Origin of the sequence: Bradyrhizobium sp. AZCC 2176 (assembly GCF_036924645.1) — a bacterium.
GTDB lineage: Bacteria > Pseudomonadota > Alphaproteobacteria > Rhizobiales > Xanthobacteraceae > Bradyrhizobium.
Map to the genome: position 1 here is coordinate 1,658,993 of NZ_JAZHRX010000001.1, position 15,091 is coordinate 1,674,083.

The 15,091-nt window shown below is 63.5% G+C and carries 15 protein-coding genes and 1 tRNA gene; 3 read left to right on the forward strand and 13 right to left on the reverse strand.

Annotation, left to right across the window (positions count from 1 at the left end; translation table 11 throughout):
• Positions 1-110 precede the first annotated feature (110 nt).
• From yacG to V1288_RS07560, 11 genes are all read right to left on the reverse strand, one after another.
• Complete coding sequence (yacG, locus tag V1288_RS07510) at positions 111-332, reverse strand: DNA gyrase inhibitor YacG (protein WP_334356452.1); 222 nt, start codon at positions 330-332, stop codon at positions 111-113.
• On the reverse strand, positions 322-945 hold the full coding sequence (locus V1288_RS07515; protein ID WP_334356453.1) for a Maf-like protein: 624 nt from the start codon (positions 943-945) through the stop codon (positions 322-324). Before V1288_RS07515 ends, yacG begins: the two co-directional genes overlap by 11 nt.
• A 215-nt stretch (positions 946-1,160) precedes the next feature.
• Positions 1,161-1,625 carry an arsenate-mycothiol transferase ArsC gene (locus tag V1288_RS07520; RefSeq protein ID WP_334356454.1) on the reverse strand — a complete coding sequence of 155 codons (465 nt, stop codon included), beginning with the start codon at positions 1,623-1,625 and terminating at the stop codon, positions 1,161-1,163.
• Positions 1,626-1,711: 86 nt separating this feature from the next.
• The gene (locus V1288_RS07525; protein ID WP_334356455.1) at positions 1,712-2,215 is read right to left on the reverse strand and encodes a UPF0262 family protein; all 504 of its coding nucleotides are present in this window, start codon (positions 2,213-2,215) and stop codon (positions 1,712-1,714) included.
• Entirely contained in the window at positions 2,212-3,507 is a 1,296-nt protein-coding gene (gene hisD / locus V1288_RS07530) for a histidinol dehydrogenase (protein WP_334356456.1), read from the reverse strand. Before hisD ends, V1288_RS07525 begins: the two co-directional genes overlap by 4 nt.
• A gap of 190 nt (positions 3,508-3,697) precedes the next feature.
• Positions 3,698-4,153 carry a DUF2948 family protein gene (locus V1288_RS07535; RefSeq protein ID WP_334356457.1) on the reverse strand — a complete coding sequence of 152 codons (456 nt, stop codon included), beginning with the start codon at positions 4,151-4,153 and terminating at the stop codon, positions 3,698-3,700.
• 15 nt (positions 4,154-4,168) lie between these two features.
• Positions 4,169-5,458, reverse strand: coding sequence for a UDP-N-acetylglucosamine 1-carboxyvinyltransferase (murA, locus tag V1288_RS07540; RefSeq protein ID WP_334356458.1), 1,290 nt, complete (start codon positions 5,456-5,458; stop codon positions 4,169-4,171).
• 200 nt (positions 5,459-5,658) lie between these two features.
• The gene (locus V1288_RS07545; RefSeq protein WP_334356459.1) at positions 5,659-6,483 is read right to left on the reverse strand and encodes an alpha/beta fold hydrolase; all 825 of its coding nucleotides are present in this window, start codon (positions 6,481-6,483) and stop codon (positions 5,659-5,661) included.
• Positions 6,484-6,575: 92 nt separating this feature from the next.
• Positions 6,576-7,076, reverse strand: a complete 501-nt coding sequence (locus V1288_RS07550; RefSeq protein WP_334356460.1) for a hypothetical protein — start codon at positions 7,074-7,076, stop codon at positions 6,576-6,578.
• Positions 7,077-7,344: 268 nt separating this feature from the next.
• On the reverse strand, positions 7,345-9,051 hold the full coding sequence (locus V1288_RS07555) for an FAD-dependent oxidoreductase (RefSeq protein ID WP_334356461.1): 1,707 nt from the start codon (positions 9,049-9,051) through the stop codon (positions 7,345-7,347).
• A gap of 78 nt (positions 9,052-9,129) precedes the next feature.
• Entirely contained in the window at positions 9,130-9,348 is a 219-nt protein-coding gene (locus tag V1288_RS07560; protein WP_442893922.1) for a hypothetical protein, read from the reverse strand.
• A 583-nt stretch (positions 9,349-9,931) separates the two neighbouring features.
• Here V1288_RS07560 and V1288_RS07565 point away from each other — a divergent pair.
• Positions 9,932-10,006, forward strand: a tRNA-Thr gene (locus V1288_RS07565).
• 135 nt (positions 10,007-10,141) lie between these two features.
• Here V1288_RS07565 and V1288_RS07570 read toward each other — a convergent pair.
• Positions 10,142-10,906: a Crp/Fnr family transcriptional regulator gene (locus tag V1288_RS07570; protein WP_334361229.1), complete on the reverse strand. Its 765-nt coding sequence runs from the start codon at positions 10,904-10,906 to the stop codon at positions 10,142-10,144.
• A gap of 390 nt (positions 10,907-11,296) precedes the next feature.
• Positions 11,297-12,337, reverse strand: a complete 1,041-nt coding sequence (locus tag V1288_RS07575) for an HD-GYP domain-containing protein (protein ID WP_334356462.1) — start codon at positions 12,335-12,337, stop codon at positions 11,297-11,299.
• A gap of 322 nt (positions 12,338-12,659) precedes the next feature.
• Between V1288_RS07575 and V1288_RS07580 the strand changes: the two genes are divergently transcribed.
• Positions 12,660-13,610 carry a glycoside hydrolase family 16 protein gene (locus V1288_RS07580; protein WP_334361230.1) on the forward strand — a complete coding sequence of 317 codons (951 nt, stop codon included), beginning with the start codon at positions 12,660-12,662 and terminating at the stop codon, positions 13,608-13,610.
• Between the two features lie 12 nt (positions 13,611-13,622).
• Positions 13,623-15,086: a GH1 family beta-glucosidase gene (locus tag V1288_RS07585; RefSeq protein ID WP_334356463.1), complete on the forward strand. Its 1,464-nt coding sequence runs from the start codon at positions 13,623-13,625 to the stop codon at positions 15,084-15,086.
• Positions 15,087-15,091 lie beyond the last annotated feature (5 nt).

A 15,091-nucleotide genomic window follows, 5' to 3' on the forward strand; every position in this document is an offset into this window, starting at 1 on the left:
GCGGGCGGTTTATAGAGAGGTCGGGCGGTCATGTCCACCCAGCTTCGCCTTCGGCTTCGCTGGGCGCGGCCCGGTTTCGGAGCTCTCCCCAAGTTATTGGGGGATATCCCTTATTCGGCGTCTTCGGGGTCGGTGTCGCGGCCGGGGATGACGTAGCGGCCGGACAGCCAGCGGTTCAGGTCGACGTCGCGGCAGCGGCTGGAACAGAACGGCAGCGTGTCTGGATGGGCCGGCTTGCCGCAGACCGGGCAGGGTTTTGGCGGCGGCCTTCCGCCGGCATCCCCGCCGGCGTCCCTGGGCCCTCCGGCATCTTTGGGCGGCTCAGGTGGCATTCAACCAGCCGAAGCGGATCGGAAAGCCCTCGCCGCCCAATAGCGTGACCGATTCGTAGAGCGGCAGGCCGACGACGTTGCTGTAGGAGCCGACCATCTTGACCACGAACGATCCGGCGATGCCCTGCACGGCGTAGCCGCCGGCTTTGCCGCGCCATTCGCCGGAGCCGATATAGGCCTGGATGTCCTCTTCACTGAGCCGCTTGAAGCGCACGCGGGTTTCGATCAGCCGCTGGCGAAACGCCTCCTTCGGCGTCACCAGGCAGATCGCGGTGTAGACGCGGTGATTGCGCCCCGAGAGCAGCCGCAGGCACTGCGCGGCCTCATCCACCAGATTGGCCTTCGGGAGAATGCGGCGGCCGACCGCGACCACTGTATCGGCGGCCAGGATGAAGGAGCCGCGCAGTTCGTCGTCGAGCTGCACCGATTTCAGCGCCGCGTCAGCCTTGGCGCGGGCGAGACGATTGGCGCAGGCGCGCGGCAACTCGCCCCGCTTCGGGGTCTCGTCGACATCGGCCGGACGCAGCGCGTCGGGCTCGATGCCGGCCTGGTTGAGCAGGCTGAGCCGTCGCGGCGAACCGGAAGCGAGAACGATTTTGGGGCGGCCAAGCATGCGGGATGTGTCGGGGATTTGGATTCGAGGGGTGCGCGCGCGGAACCTATCGGATGGCACTCCATTCCACAACCGGGGAACAAGTGATTGTTGAAGCTCTACTATCTCTGTCGCCCCTGCGGACGCAGGGGCCCATAACCACAGGCCGTTGTCATGGGAATAGCAAGACGACTGGCACTTCCTGAAATCGCACGGCCGCGGCGTATGGGTCCCTGCTACCCACTCGCCGCGCCAGCCTTGGCAAACCGGCGGCGGATGCGCATCGACAGGCCGTCGCAGACCTCGCGATAGGCGGCGAGCTTCTGCTCGCGGTTGCCTTCCATGCCGGTCGGATCAGGCGTCGGCCAGTATTCGACATCGGCGGCCATGGTGCGCGTCAGCTCCAGCGCCTTGTGATGGGCTTCCGGCGACAGCGTGATGATGAGGTCGAAATTGAGCCCTTCCCAGTCCTCGAGTTCCTCGAACGTCGTGGGCTTGTGGCCGGAAATATCCTGGCCGAGTTCGGCCATCACAGCGACCGCGAACGGATCGAGCTCGCCCTTCTTGACGCCGGCGGATTTTACGTAGAGCGCCTGCGGGAACATCTGCTGCAACAGGCTCGCCGCCATCGGCGAACGCACGCTGTTCAGCCCGCATGCAAACAGCACGGCCTGCGGATTGCGCGCGCGGGGCGCATCCATGCGTCACGAAATCCTTGCGGCAAGGGGCGTCATGCCGTCCTTTTTGCGCATGACGTGATCCGAAAACCGCTTCGCACTTTTCGGCGTCATGCGTCCTGCCCCTTCCAGTGCAGGACGCAGATCAGCGTGAACAGGCGGCGCGCGGTTTCGAAATCGACCCGGACCTTGCCCTTCAGCCGCTCCTGCAACGTGCGCGAGCCTTCGTCGTGGATGCCGCGGCGGCCCATGTCGATCGCCTCGATCTTGTCGGTCGTGGCGGTGCGGATCGCCTGGTAGTAGCTGTCGCAGATCATGAAATAATCCTTCACGATCCGCCGGAATGGCGTCAGCGACAGCAAATGCGCCACTACCGGCGCGCCATCCTCGCGGCGAATGTCGAACACCAGCCGGTTGCCCGTAATGGCGATGTGCAGCGTGAACGGTCCCTGCGCATCGCCTTCCGGCGCGAACAGGTTCTGCTCGATCAGGTCGTAGATCGCAATCGCCCGCTCATGCTCGATGTCGGGCCCGGAACGTCCGATCGATTCCTCGTCGAGCGTCACCGCGACGATGCGGTTGTGCTGGTCATCGTCTGGTGGCGGCTTGTTCATGGCAAATTGAGGCGCAATCCGACGGAGCGTGAGTGGGCATCCAAACCCTCGGCCTTGCCCAAGGTCATCGCTGCAGGCCCCAGCGCGCGCAACTGGTCCGGCCCGCATTTGAGAATCGAGGTGCGCTTCATGAAGTCTAGCACGCCGAGCCCGGACGAAAACCGCGCCGAACGCGCCGTCGGCAGCACGTGGTTGGAGCCGCCGACATAGTCGCCGATCGCCTCCGGCGTATGGGACCCGAGAAAGATCGCGCCGGCGTTGCGGACTTTTGCAGACAAGCCTTCCGCATCCGCGGTCATGATTTCCAGATGTTCGGCCGCGATCGCATTCGCAAGCTCGACCGCCTCGTCGAGTTGCCTCACCATGATGATGGCGCCGAAATCGTTCCACGAGGCCCGCGCGATGTCGGCCCGCGGCAGCGTGGCGAGTTGCGATTCCACTGCGCGCTCGACCTCAGTGGCCAAGCCTGCGCTGTCCGTGATCAGGATCGACTGCGCGCTCGCATCATGCTCGGCCTGCGCCAACAGATCGGCGGCGATCCAGCCGGCGTTGCCGGTGTCGTCTGATATCACGAGCACTTCCGAGGGGCCGGCGATCATGTCGATGCCGACCTTGCCGAACACCTGCCGCTTGGCAGCGGCGACATAGGCATTGCCGGGGCCAACGATTTTCGCCACCGGCGCGATCGTCGCCGTGCCGTAGGCGAGTGCGGCCACCGCCTGCGCACCGCCGACGCGGTAGATCTCGGACACGCCGCCAAGGTGGGCCGCCGCCAGCACCAGCGGATTAAGCTTGCCGTCGGGCGACGGCACCACCATGACCACTCGCGGCACGCCGGCGACCATGGCCGGCACCGCATTCATCAGCACCGAGGACGGATAGGCGGCGGTGCCGCCGGGCACGTAAAGGCCGACCGCATCGACCGCGCTCCAGCGCCAGCCGAGTTCGACGCCCAGCGCATCGGTGAAGCGCTCGTCCTTCGGCAGTTGCCGCCGGTGAAATGCCTCGATCCGGTCACGGGCGAATTTCAGGGCATCGACGGTCGCGGAGTCGCAGGCCCCGACCGCGGCATCGACCTCGGCCGCGGTGACGCGCAGGCCGGATGCCGTAAGCTCGAGCCGGTCGAATTTTCTGGTCGCCTCGATCAGCGCGGCGTCGCCGCGCGCGGCCACGTCATCGACAACGGCGCGGGTGGCGCGCTCGACATCGGCCGAAACCTCGCGCTTGGCGGCGAGGAATTGCTTGAAGCGTGGGTCGAAATCGGCGCTGCTGGTATCCAGGCGAACGGGCATGGTGGCTTTCTGAGAGACAGCGAAGGCCCCTGCTCAATGGCGCGGCGGCCCATGGCCGTCAACCCTTCGGGCGCAGGATTGGACTGGGCGTGGTCTGGATACGCCGTCATTCCGGGGCGATGCGCAGCATCGAACTCGGAATCTCGAGATTCCGGGTTCGGGCTTCGCCCGCCCCGGAATGACGGGTCCCTCACCCCTCCGGCCCTGCGGGCGCGATGGCGAGTTCGCTGGTGCCGAGATCGTCGGTACGAAGGTCGGTCAGCTCGCATTCCAGGCATTCGACGTCCAGCCGCAGCGCCTCGCCATGGCTGAACAGCAAAAGCGCGCTGCCGCCGGGGGCTTCGCCGGGATGGAATTCGATTCCGACCAGTTCCAGCACCGCCCTGGGCTGCGCCAGATCGATGTTGCGCGACTTGCAGGCCAGAACGCGGTCGAAGCGCAGCGCCGCGATCGACCGGCGCGGCTCGGTTCCGCCTGATAGCGTCTGCTCCCAGTCCAGCCGGTTCATGCCGACCACCAGCCGCTTTTCGTCCTGCCGCCAGACGATGTCGGAGGCCTGCACGCGGGCGTCCTGCACATGGGCGGATATGACAGCGAGATCGTCGGCATCAAGCGCAATCAGTTTGAGCGGATCGGGCGCCGGCATTCTCTGGAGGTTCCTCTAGTCGCTGATGCGCTGGATCGACGCGCCGCAGGCCGAAAGCTTTTCCTCGAGCCGCTCAAAGCCGCGGTCGAGGTGGTAGATGCGGTTGACCATGGTTTCACCCTCGGCGGCAAGCCCCGCGATGACCAGCGATACCGAGGCGCGCAGATCCGTCGCCATCACGGGCGCGCCGCGCAGCCGGGCGATGCCGTCGATGGTCGCGGTCTCGCCATCGAGTGATATACGCGCGCCGAACCGCGCCAGTTCCTGGACGTGCATGAAACGGTTCTCAAAGATCGTCTCGGTGATCTGCGAGGAACCGTCGGCGCAGGCCATCAGCGCCATCAATTGCGCCTGCAGGTCGGTCGGGAAACCCGGGAACGGCGCGGTCGACACCGTCACCGGCCGGATTTCGGCGCCGTTCCTGGCCACCCGGATGCCGTCATTGTTGACGCTGATGTCGGCGCCGGCCTGCGCCAGCACGTCGAGCGCCGACTGCAGCAGCTCGGGTCGCGCGCCGGAAAGCTGCACGTCGCCGCCGGTCATGGCGACCGCCATCGCATAAGTGCCGGCCTCGATCCGGTCAGGCAGCACGGTATGCCGCGCGCCGTGCAGTTTTGCGACGCCCTCGACCGTGATCCGCGGCGTGCCCGCGCCCGCGATGCGCGCCCCCATCTTGTTCAGGCAATCGGCGACGTCGGCGATTTCAGGTTCGCAGGCCGCGTTGGTGATGATGGTCGTGCCCTTGGCAAGCGTGGCCGCCATCAGGGCTACATGGGTGCCGCTCACCGTGACCTTGGGGAAATCGATTCCCGCGCCGCGCAGGCCGCCGGGCGCCTTCGCCACCACATAGCCGCCGTCGATGGTGAGCTCGGCGCCGAGTTTTTCGAGCGCCATAATGAGAAGGTCAACCGGCCGCGTGCCGATCGCGCAGCCGCCCGGCAGCGAGACCTTTGCCTCGTGCATCCGCGCCAACAGCGGCGCGATCACCCAGAAGCTGGCGCGCATCCGCGACACCAATTCATAAGGTGCCGTGGTGTCGATGATGTTGGCGGCCGAAATATGCAGGGTCTGGCCCTGATATTCGCCATCGCCCGGCCGCTTGCCTGCCGACATGATGTCGACGCCGTGGTTGCCGAGGATGCGCTGCAACTGCGCGACGTCGGCAAGCCGTGGAACATTATCGAGGATGAGCGTGTCCTCGGTCAGCAGGGCCGCGATCATCAGCGGCAGCGCGGCGTTCTTCGCGCCCGAAATGGCAATGGTGCCGTTGAGCGGGCTGCCGCCGATAATACGAATGCGGTCCATGCCACCCTCCCTTTTGCGATGCGCGCATTTATGAACAGTGCGACACGGCAGAAGCCGCGATGTTTGCGGCGATTTGATGGGGTGTGCCGTAACCACCGGCCGTCATTCCGGGGCGCTCACGAAGTGAGCGAACCCGGAATCTCGAGCTGATAATCTCGAACTTCCGGGTTCAGCCCTGCGGGCTGCCCCGGAATGACGCCTCAGGCTTTGATGAACGCGAGCAGATCCGCATTGATCGTGGCGGCTTCGGTAGTCGGCATGCCGTGCGGAAAGCCCTTGTAGGTCTTCAGCGTGCCGTTCTTCAACAGCTTCGCCGACAACGGCGCGGAGTCTTCGTAGGGAACGATCTGGTCGTCGTCGCCATGCATCACCAGCACTGGCACGGTGATCTTCTTGAGGTCTTCGGTGAAGTCGGTCTGCGAGAAGGCGACGATGCCGTCATAATGCGCCTTGGCGCCGCCCATCATGCCCTGACGCCACCAGTTCTGGATGATCGCTTCCGAGGGCTTGGCGCCCGGCCGGTTGTAGCCATAGAACGGACCCGACGGCAGCGCGCGATAGAATTCCGAGCGGTTGGCGGCAAGCTGCGCCTGCAGGTCGTCGAACACCGATTTGGGCAAGCCGCCGGGATTGGCCGCTGTCTGGACCATCAGCGGCGGCACGGCGGAAAGGATCGCCGCCTTCGCCACCCGGCTCTCGCCGTGGCGGGCGATATAATGCACCACCTCGCCGCCGCCGGTGGAATGACCGACATGAACGGCATTCTTCAGGTCGAGATGCGCCGTCACGGCCGCGAGATCATCCGCATAATGATCCATGTCGTGGCCGTCGCTGGTCTGGCTGGACCGGCCATGGCCGCGGCGGTCGTGCGCGATGACGCGGAAGCCGTTGTTGACGAAGAAGAGCATCTGCGTGTCCCAGTCATCTGATGACAGCGGCCAGCCATGGCTGAACACGATGGGCTGACCCTTGCCCCAATCCTTGTAAAAGATCTCGACGCCGTCTTTGGTGGTGATGGTGGGCATGGGAATTCTCCTCTTGCTTGGTTGCAGTCAACGGAACACGGCTCGGCGAACGGGCGTTCGCCGGACGGCAGGCGATACTCGGTGGAGTCCGGTCACGCGGGGCGGAAGCGCCGCCACACGCCGATGATCATGACGGCGAAAAACACCAGCACGATGCCCTGGGCCACCGCGAACACCGGTCCTGAGGGCGGATTGCCCGGCGCCAGCGCCGTCAGCGCGGGTATCTTGAGGAAGCTCTGAACCACCAGCACGAACACGTTGAGATAAAGCGAGGCCAAGGCAGTGACTACATAGATCCAACGCCACGCGCCGGCGAGTTTCATGCCATACAGCGCGATGCAGGCGATCGCGAGCAGGATGAAGGAGAGGATGCCGAACAGGTGCGACGGCAGCAGCTTGTCGAACAACAGAGGCGGAATCACAAAGCCTGTGGCGCTGGTCAAAATGGTGAACAGCAGGAAGGTCGCAGTCAATCCCGACATCCGGTTTGAGCCGAGCATGCCGAACATCACGATCAAGCCAGCGACGATGGCAATCAGGCTGATGACCACATGGACCATCACGAATGTCGCCACACTCATACCCAGTATCATGATGCGCCCCCTTCGTTGGAAACCTTCTAAAGGTTACGACGCGGCGCGGAGAATTTCCACACGCATCGCGTGCGGCGGCAGCATTACAGGCATGTGCATGCATGAATGACGCATCAACCAAAATAGAATGATGCTCGAAATATTTGCACACTTATCATAAATGCCAGCAGCGACGGCGAAGAATTGAATCTAATGATAGCGCGGGACTGGACCGTTGTGCGGCGCCTTGCGGTTCGACAGATCGAACAGCACCCGCCACTACGCCGCATCATAGCGACGGTTTCGCGGCGTCGCCGAGATAGCCGTGCAGCGCGGCCACCACCTGCGCGCCCTCGCCGATCGCGCCGCCGACGCGCTTGACCGAGCCGGCGCGCACGTCGCCGACCGCGAACACGCCGGGCACCGAAGTTTCCAGCGTCGGCACCGGGCGGCCGAGATTCTGCTCGGACTGCGCTCCCGTCACCACAAAACCCGCGCGATCGAGCGTCACGCCGCAGCCGTTCAGCCAATGCGTTGCCGGGTCGGCGCCGACGAACAGAAACAGGTTCCGGACATCGAAATGGTGCTGTTCAGGCGCCAGCCGGCTCTTCCAGCGCACGCGTTCGAGCGAACCATCCTCGCTGCCCTCGACCGCAACCACCTCGGCGTTGAAGACCAGTTCGATATTGGGGGCCGCCTCGATGCGCTCGATCAGATAGCGCGACATGCTGGCCCCCAGCCCGCCGCCGCGGATGATCATGTAGACCTTGCGCGCGTGGCCGGACAGAAACACCGCGGCCTGGCCTGCCGAATTGCCGCCGCCGACCAATACGACGTCCTGGCCCACGCACAACTTGGCCTCGATCGGCGAGGCCCAGTACCAGACGCCGCGGCCTTCGAACTTCCCGAGATTTTCGATTTCCGGCCGCCGGTAACGCGCCCCGCTCGCCACCACGATGGATTTCGCGCGCAACGACTGCCCGCATTCGGTCGCCAGCGCAAACACGCCGTCGCGCTGCGAACAATCCAGCGACCTGACACAAACCGGGATCAGCATGTCCGCGCCGAATTTTTGCGCCTGGGTGTAGGCGCGGCCGGTGAGCGCCTGCCCGGAAATGCCGGTCGGAAATCCCAGATAATTTTCAATGCGCGCGCTGGCGCCGGCCTGGCCGCCGAACGCCCGCGCATCGAACACCGCGACCGACAATCCTTCGGACGCGGCATAGACCGCGGTGGCGAGACCAGCGGGACCGCTCCCGACGACAGCCACGTCGTAGAGCTTCTCATGCGCCTGGTTGGCGATCATCCCGACCGCCAGCGCCAGCGAGGTCTCCGACGGATTGCGCAGCACGGTGCCGTCGGGGCACACCACCAGCGGCAGATCGGCGCGCGAAGGCGAGTAGCGCGCGACCAGATCGGCGGCGTCCTTGTCGGTTGCGGGATCGAGCACATGGTGCGGCTGGCCGTTGCGCACCAGGAAATTCTGCAGCCGCGCCGTGTCGCCGAGCGAACTGGGCCCGATCAGCACCGGACCGCCGACGCCGCCCTGGATCAGGCTGACCCGGCGCAGGATCAGCGCGCGCATGATGCGCTCGCCGAGTTCGGCTTCTGCGACCAGAAGCGCCCGCAACTGATCCGGCGGGATCAAGAGCGTTTCGACATCGCCCTCGGCATGGCCATCGACCAGCGCGACGCGGCCGGAAAGCTGGCCGATCTCGGCCAGAAACTGCCCCTCGCCCTGCTCGATGACCGGGGTGACATGGCCAAGGCCGTCGCGCTGGGTGATCGCGACGTGGCCCGACAGCACCACGAACATGCCGGGGCCTGGCTTGCCGGTTTCGAACAGCGCTTCGCCTGACTTGTAGCTTCGCAGCTCCCCGAACCGACGCATGCGCTCGATTTCGTGATGCGTCAGCGTCGGGAACGTCTGCTCGTGACGTGGAAACGCGTAAGCATTGGCACCGGTCGCCGGACCGGCCGTGGTGTCTGCACTCATTGTCGCCGCCTAAAAAAGAAACAGAACTGTGCAGAGCGTGCTGTGCCACCCGGCGAGCGGTCGGGATTTCCCTCTGCGCTATCGGCTCGGCTTTTCTCCGCTGGCGTCATCTAGGGAGGCATCGGCGGTTTCGGAAGGTGCACCGACATCGCTGCGCCCGCGGGCCTGCGACTTCCGCCGCTTGAGATTTTCGCGCAACGCCAGCTTCAGCCGGTCGCGGCGTGAATCCTTCACATCCGCGCCAGTCTTTCCCGCAGCCCTGTCTCGATTGTCCTTCATCGTCAGCCCGTCGAACACGCCTTGATCGAAACGACGTCAGGGGACGCCATCGCCGGAAGATGATGGGGTTCGATCATCCATACTGCAATCGTGCGCCCGGCACATCGGGCGGATGGCCGAACAGCCCTTTCACCGAGGCCGGATCGAGCTGATCGATGCCCTCGAATTCCTCGGAATGCGGTGGTAGGTGCATCGCTGCACCGGACTCAAAATTGCGAAAACAACCCCATGCAAAGTAGGAATGGGCCTTACGTCATCCGAAAACGCAAGACCTGGTAGGGCGTGGACTCATGAGAGGGCAGCATACCCGGGATTGGGCCGGGCATCACGAGAATTGGAGCGAGTTGGAGACCAGGCGGCTTACGCCACAAATATTCGACAGGCCTCCGCGACCCGCAGTCCGGCCGCTCAGGACGAGATCGGGAACCAGAGTAAGGCCCAAACTTGCCGAATTGCCTGATGTAGCGATCCTCAGCGCCGGTTTTTCACGATTTTGAGCCCTTTCCGGCCTGCCCGCATGCTTGCGCCAGAGGGGCCCTTGTGGCAAGAACCGGCCGCCTAGTGGGCGGCCGTTTGGGTCGATTCCCCCAATACCGGGCATGCTGCCGTAGCTCAGTGGTAGAGCACTCCATTGGTAATGGAGAGGTCGACAGTTCAATCCTGTCTGGCAGCACCAGCTTTTCCTCTGAACCATCAGCCACAAGGCCCCGGCGCGTCGGGTTGCGGTGGTCATTCGCTTCCCTCGAAAACATTGCGATTTCTTGAGCGTCGTCGTGGTCGTCTGCAGGAGCTTATGTAAGCTTGAAAACGATCATGCACGGTGGAGTTTGTCGGCGGACGCAAAATGCGGATGCGATCCCACGGCTTCGTGCGGGACGATCCGGTCGGTTGCACAACGTATGATGTCGTAGCATTCACAGGTAGCTTCCTCGAGCCGCGCCCTGTCGATTTCAACCATGCCCCGGCGAGCGGATCTGATGGCACCTAAGGCGCGGAGTTTGGCAATCACCTGCGTCACGGTCGTTCGTCGCACCCCGAGCAGCTGCGAAAGTGTCCCCTGCGTTAATGATAGGATGTTGTTGCCCTCGGTTCGATCGTGCAGGTGAAGCAGCCACCGGGCCATGCGGGCCTCGACCGAGTGCAGTCCGTTGCAGGCTGAGACGTGCTGGAACTGCATGAGTATCGACCTCGTGTGCGCCTCGACCACATGTCTGATGGCGCCGCTCTCCATATAGGCTGCATGAAAGCGCGACACGGAGATTTGCGATGCGGTGCCGCCGACCCGCACGACCGCGGTCACGGACGACAAGAAAGAGGGTCCCAGCACCGATAATGCCCCGATCGCTCCCTCGCGCCCGATTACCGCGGTCGCGATCGTTTCTCCGTTCGGAAGGCCGAGCATGAAGGAGATGGCCCCGCTATGGGGAAAGTAAACGTGGTGGCGTCGATCTCCCGCTCGTATCACCACGGCGTCCTGTTCGAGCGACACCTTCTGGAGATGAGGGGCGAGCAGCGCGAGATCTGTCGGCGGCAACGCGGTGAGAAGACGATTACCGGCGCTCGCCGGACCTCCCATCACGAGAGACTTGCTCCCTCAGAAGAACACGGAGTTCTCCTGGAATGCCTTTGGCAGGAATGTTTTCTGCGCTGCGCCGACACTAACTCCACTTTCATCGTGCATCGTTCCGGCTTTGAGCTGCCTTCTTGGATACGATACTTGCTGAGTACCTTACGGCGACGCGCCGGTAAAGGTACGGCGAGTCCTTGGGTGATCGGGCGGAACCGCTCGACACCAGCCTCAGGACGGCTGGCGAGGCGAAAAAGCTCAATAAATTCAGTTGGCGGGGTGTTTCTCGCGACATTCCTGTCTGGCAGCAACGTCCCCTTCCAATAAGATGGCCGACCTCAATCGAGAAATCAGCCCGGGATCGCGATCATTTCCGCATAGATTGTCAGCCGGCGCTGCTCACGCTCCCAGCGCCACTTTCCGGAACGCCCTGACCAGCGCCCCTTCCAGCTTGCCCTCCATGCCGCAGAGGATCTGGTAGGCGTCCTGCCGCGACATCGGCGGCCGGTAGGGCCGGGACTCGACCAGCGCGGCGAAGATATCCGAGATCGTCAGCAATCTGACAAGATCGGAAATCTGCGAGGCCGCCAGTCCATCCGGATAGCCGGAGCCATCAAGGTATTCGTGATGATGCCTCACGCCATCCAGAATTTCCGGGCTGACGCCCGACACGCCCTTCAACAGGTCATATCCGATCACGGGATGGCGCTTGATAATCTCCTCCTCCTCGGGGTCGAGACGTCCCGGTTTATCCAGGATCGATAGCGGAATGCGCGCCTTGCCGATGTCATGGAGCGTCGCCGCGATTCCAAGCCGCGAGACGTCCCCGCCGGAGAATCCGACATCGAGGCCAAAGGCGACCGCCACACCGGTCACCAGCAGGCAGTGCTGAAACGTGCCCTCATGATAGCGACGCACCTCGTCGAGCCACGTCGAAAGCCCGTCCTGCCCGACGCGGGTGATGATCTTCGACGTCGCACGCTTCGCATCGACAAGCTTCAGTGGCCTGCCATGGCGCACATTCGAAAACATCGAGGCGAAGGCAGCCACGCCTTCGTCCATCGCCGGTGTCGGATCGGCTGCGTTGTTTTCCTCGGCGGCTTCCGCCGCTTCGATCTGCGCGACCTTGAGAATTGCTTCCTTGGGGCGTGAAATGATCGCGGTCGCGCCGAGTGCATAGGCCTGCGCCATCATCGAACGGGAGAGATTGTGAACGACGAACAGCTTCTCGGGAATTCTCGCAAGCTCTTGCAATATGAACCTGAGCTGCTCGACGCGAGCCATCTGCCGCAGGTCGATGTCGACCATCAGCACGCCGTGCGACCTCAGCCCGGTGCCGTCGCCGCCCAGCACCCAGGGCACCACGGCGTGTTGCGGCTCGAGCATCGCGCGAATCGCCGGCAACTTCGTGGGTTCATCCGTGACAAAATAGACGAGCATTCCAAAACTTCCATGCGCCGTCGTAGCGAGTTAGCTGCCCTTTAAAATTGAAGCACTGAAAAGAAAATGAACTCTTTTGCTAATGGTGGACAACCGAGCCCCGCACTCGGCGCCATCGGCATCTCAAGCATTTTAATCAACCTCAAACTTGGCTACCTTGCCGTTAAGCATCCACCTCGTATAACTACGTACCTCAAACAGGTGAGCACGTCGGTCGGGCTCCGAAGGAACCAGCAGATCGAGGGCATCGTCAGTGAATGATCTCCTGTCGTCCCGAAGCGACCCGGGGACCGAGAGCTTGACGCTGCGCGCTTTGATCTCGATGGTCTGCCTGTTCGCCGGCCCGGCGTTCGCGCAGGCCGATCTCGCCGGCGCGACAACCAAGCTTACGCTGCAGGTCGCGACCGCCATGCTCGGCGAAAAATGCCGCCGCATTGAGGCGCCGGATTCCGCGTCGCTTGCTTCGGTATCACTGCACCGAACCTTCCACGATGACTTCGACAGCCATCCCCTGCTGAACCAAAGGTGGGCGCCGTATTACGCCGGCGGCGCCGCCTGGCCGGAGGCGCGCTATTGGGGCGGCGACGGCTCCGACTTCAGGCGCAAGAGCAGCTATAATGGCGAGCAGCAGATCTATGTCGATCCGCGTTATGGCGGGCGGGAAACAACGCCGCTCGGCCTCGATCCGTTCAAGGTCAACGACGGCATTCTCTCGATCATAGCCAGCCGCATCCCGCCGGCGCTGAAGACCGTGCTGTTCAACAATGAGTATATTTCGGGCATCCTGACGACGCAGAGCCGGTTTTCCCAGAAGTACGGATATTTCGAAATCCGCGCCAAGATACCGGTCGGCGTCGGCGTGTGGCCGGCGTTCTGGATGCTCGCCGATGACGGCGGCTGGCCGCCGGAAGTCGACATCATGGAAGGCCGCGGGCAACGACCGGGCGACATCGTGATGACGACGCATTGGCGGATACCGGCCACGCAGCGCGTGGAACGCTGCGGGTTTGACTTCCGGGTACCGGACGCCCCGACCGCATTTCACGACTACGGCGTGCTGTGGCAGCCGGATCGCATCACGTACTTCATCGACCGCCAGCCGGTCTCCGAGATCAAGGTCCCCATCGGCTTCGGCGAGCCCATGTACATGATCGTGAACCTCGCGATGGGCTCGAAGACTCTCGAGGGCGTGGGATTCGTCGACGGCGAATCGCCCGCGACCGTCGCCTTCGAGATCGACAGGATATCCGCCTACCAGATCGACGAACGCTGACCGGAGATGACGATGTTCGGAAAATTCTCGCGCCGGCATTTTGCCAAGCTTGCAGGCTTGTCCGCGCTCGGAATGGCGCCGCGATCCTCTGACGCCATGGCGCAGCCGGCAGCCGAACGGCCTCTGCCTGCGAGTTTTCCGAAGGATTTTGTGTGGGGCACCGCCACGTCGGCCTATCAGATCGAAGGCGCGGTGAACGAGGACGGCCGCGGCCGCTCGATCTGGGATACGTTCGCGCACACGCCGGGCAAGATCGAGGACGGCACCTCCGGCGACCGCGCCAACGAACACTACCACCGCTACAAGGAAGACATCGGCCTGATCAGGGAGTTGGGCGCCAAGGCCTACCGGTTTTCGATCGCGTGGCCGCGGGTGTTTCCGGAAGGAACGGGCAAGCCGAACCCCAAGGGCCTCGACTTCTACGATCGCCTCATCGACGAAATGCTCAAGCAGGGCATCGAGCCGTATGCGACGCTGTATCACTGGGATCTGCCGCAGGCGCTCGAAGACAAAGTGGGCGGCTGGCGATCCAGCGAAACGTCGAAAGCATTCGGGGATTATGCCGGCCACGTGGCGGCGCGCATCACTGATCGCGTCAGGTCGATCTTCACGGTCAATGAAGCCGGAAGGTTCGTGAATTTCGGCTATGGATGGGGCATCGACGCTCCCGGCCTCAAATTGCCGGATGCGGATGTCAACCAGGTCCGCCACCATGTGACGTTGGCGCATGGTCTCGCGGTACAGGCGATCCGCGCGCATGGACGTTCAGGTACCAAGGTGGGCCCGGCCGAAAACATCGCGGCCTGCGTGCCGGCGTTCGACACGCCGGAAAACGTTCGCGCCGCCGAGATCGCCACGCGCGAATTGAACTCGGGCTTTCTCGGCGTCATCCTGGAGGGCAAATACACCGACGGATTTCTTCGGTTCGCCGGCCCGAACGCGCCGAAATTCACCGATGCCGAATTGAAAATCATTTCGCAGCGAAACGATTTCGTCGGCCTCAATATCTACGCGCCGCAATTCTACATCGCCGCCTCCGACAAGGCGCCGGGCTGGAGCGTGTTGCCATTCCCGGCCTCGTTCCCGCACATGAATTCGGAATGGCTGCGCGTGGGGCCTGAGACGATCTACTGGGCGCCACGGCTGGCGGCAAAGGTCTGGAACATCGAGACGATCTATATCAGCGAGAACGGCACCTCGTCGGAGGACAAGCTTCGCGCCGACGGCCAGGTCTACGACCTCGATCGCATCATGTACCTGCGCAACTATCTCAGGCAGTTGCAGCGTGCGACGTCAGAGGGCGTGCCGGTCCGCGGCTATTTCCTCTGGAGCCTGATGGACAATTTCGAATGGATCTACGGCTTCGAAAAGCGCTTCGGGCTCTACCACGTCGACTTCGAGACGCAGCGCCGGACGCCGAAGTTAAGTGTCGCCTTCTATCGCGACGTGGTGGCGCGGAATGCTATCGGCGTCTGAATACT

Coding starts and splice junctions, on each gene's coding strand:
- yacG (WP_334356452.1), bottom strand. CDS start 332: ATGCCACCTGAGCCGCCCAAAGATGCCGGAGGGCCCAGGGACGCCGGC.
- V1288_RS07515 (WP_334356453.1), bottom strand. CDS start 945: ATGCTTGGCCGCCCCAAAATCGTTCTCGCTTCCGGTTCGCCGCGACGG.
- V1288_RS07520 (WP_334356454.1), bottom strand. CDS start 1,625: ATGGATGCGCCCCGCGCGCGCAATCCGCAGGCCGTGCTGTTTGCATGC.
- V1288_RS07525 (WP_334356455.1), bottom strand. CDS start 2,215: ATGAACAAGCCGCCACCAGACGATGACCAGCACAACCGCATCGTCGCG.
- hisD (WP_334356456.1), bottom strand. CDS start 3,507: ATGCCCGTTCGCCTGGATACCAGCAGCGCCGATTTCGACCCACGCTTC.
- V1288_RS07535 (WP_334356457.1), bottom strand. CDS start 4,153: ATGCCGGCGCCCGATCCGCTCAAACTGATTGCGCTTGATGCCGACGAT.
- murA (WP_334356458.1), bottom strand. CDS start 5,458: ATGGACCGCATTCGTATTATCGGCGGCAGCCCGCTCAACGGCACCATT.
- V1288_RS07545 (WP_334356459.1), bottom strand. CDS start 6,483: ATGCCCACCATCACCACCAAAGACGGCGTCGAGATCTTTTACAAGGAT.
- V1288_RS07550 (WP_334356460.1), bottom strand. CDS start 7,076: ATGATACTGGGTATGAGTGTGGCGACATTCGTGATGGTCCATGTGGTC.
- V1288_RS07555 (WP_334356461.1), bottom strand. CDS start 9,051: ATGAGTGCAGACACCACGGCCGGTCCGGCGACCGGTGCCAATGCTTAC.
- V1288_RS07570 (WP_334361229.1), bottom strand. CDS start 10,906: ATGGGAGGTCCGGCGAGCGCCGGTAATCGTCTTCTCACCGCGTTGCCG.
- V1288_RS07575 (WP_334356462.1), bottom strand. CDS start 12,337: ATGCTCGTCTATTTTGTCACGGATGAACCCACGAAGTTGCCGGCGATT.
- V1288_RS07580 (WP_334361230.1), top strand. CDS start 12,660: ATGGTCTGCCTGTTCGCCGGCCCGGCGTTCGCGCAGGCCGATCTCGCC.
- V1288_RS07585 (WP_334356463.1), top strand. CDS start 13,623: ATGTTCGGAAAATTCTCGCGCCGGCATTTTGCCAAGCTTGCAGGCTTG.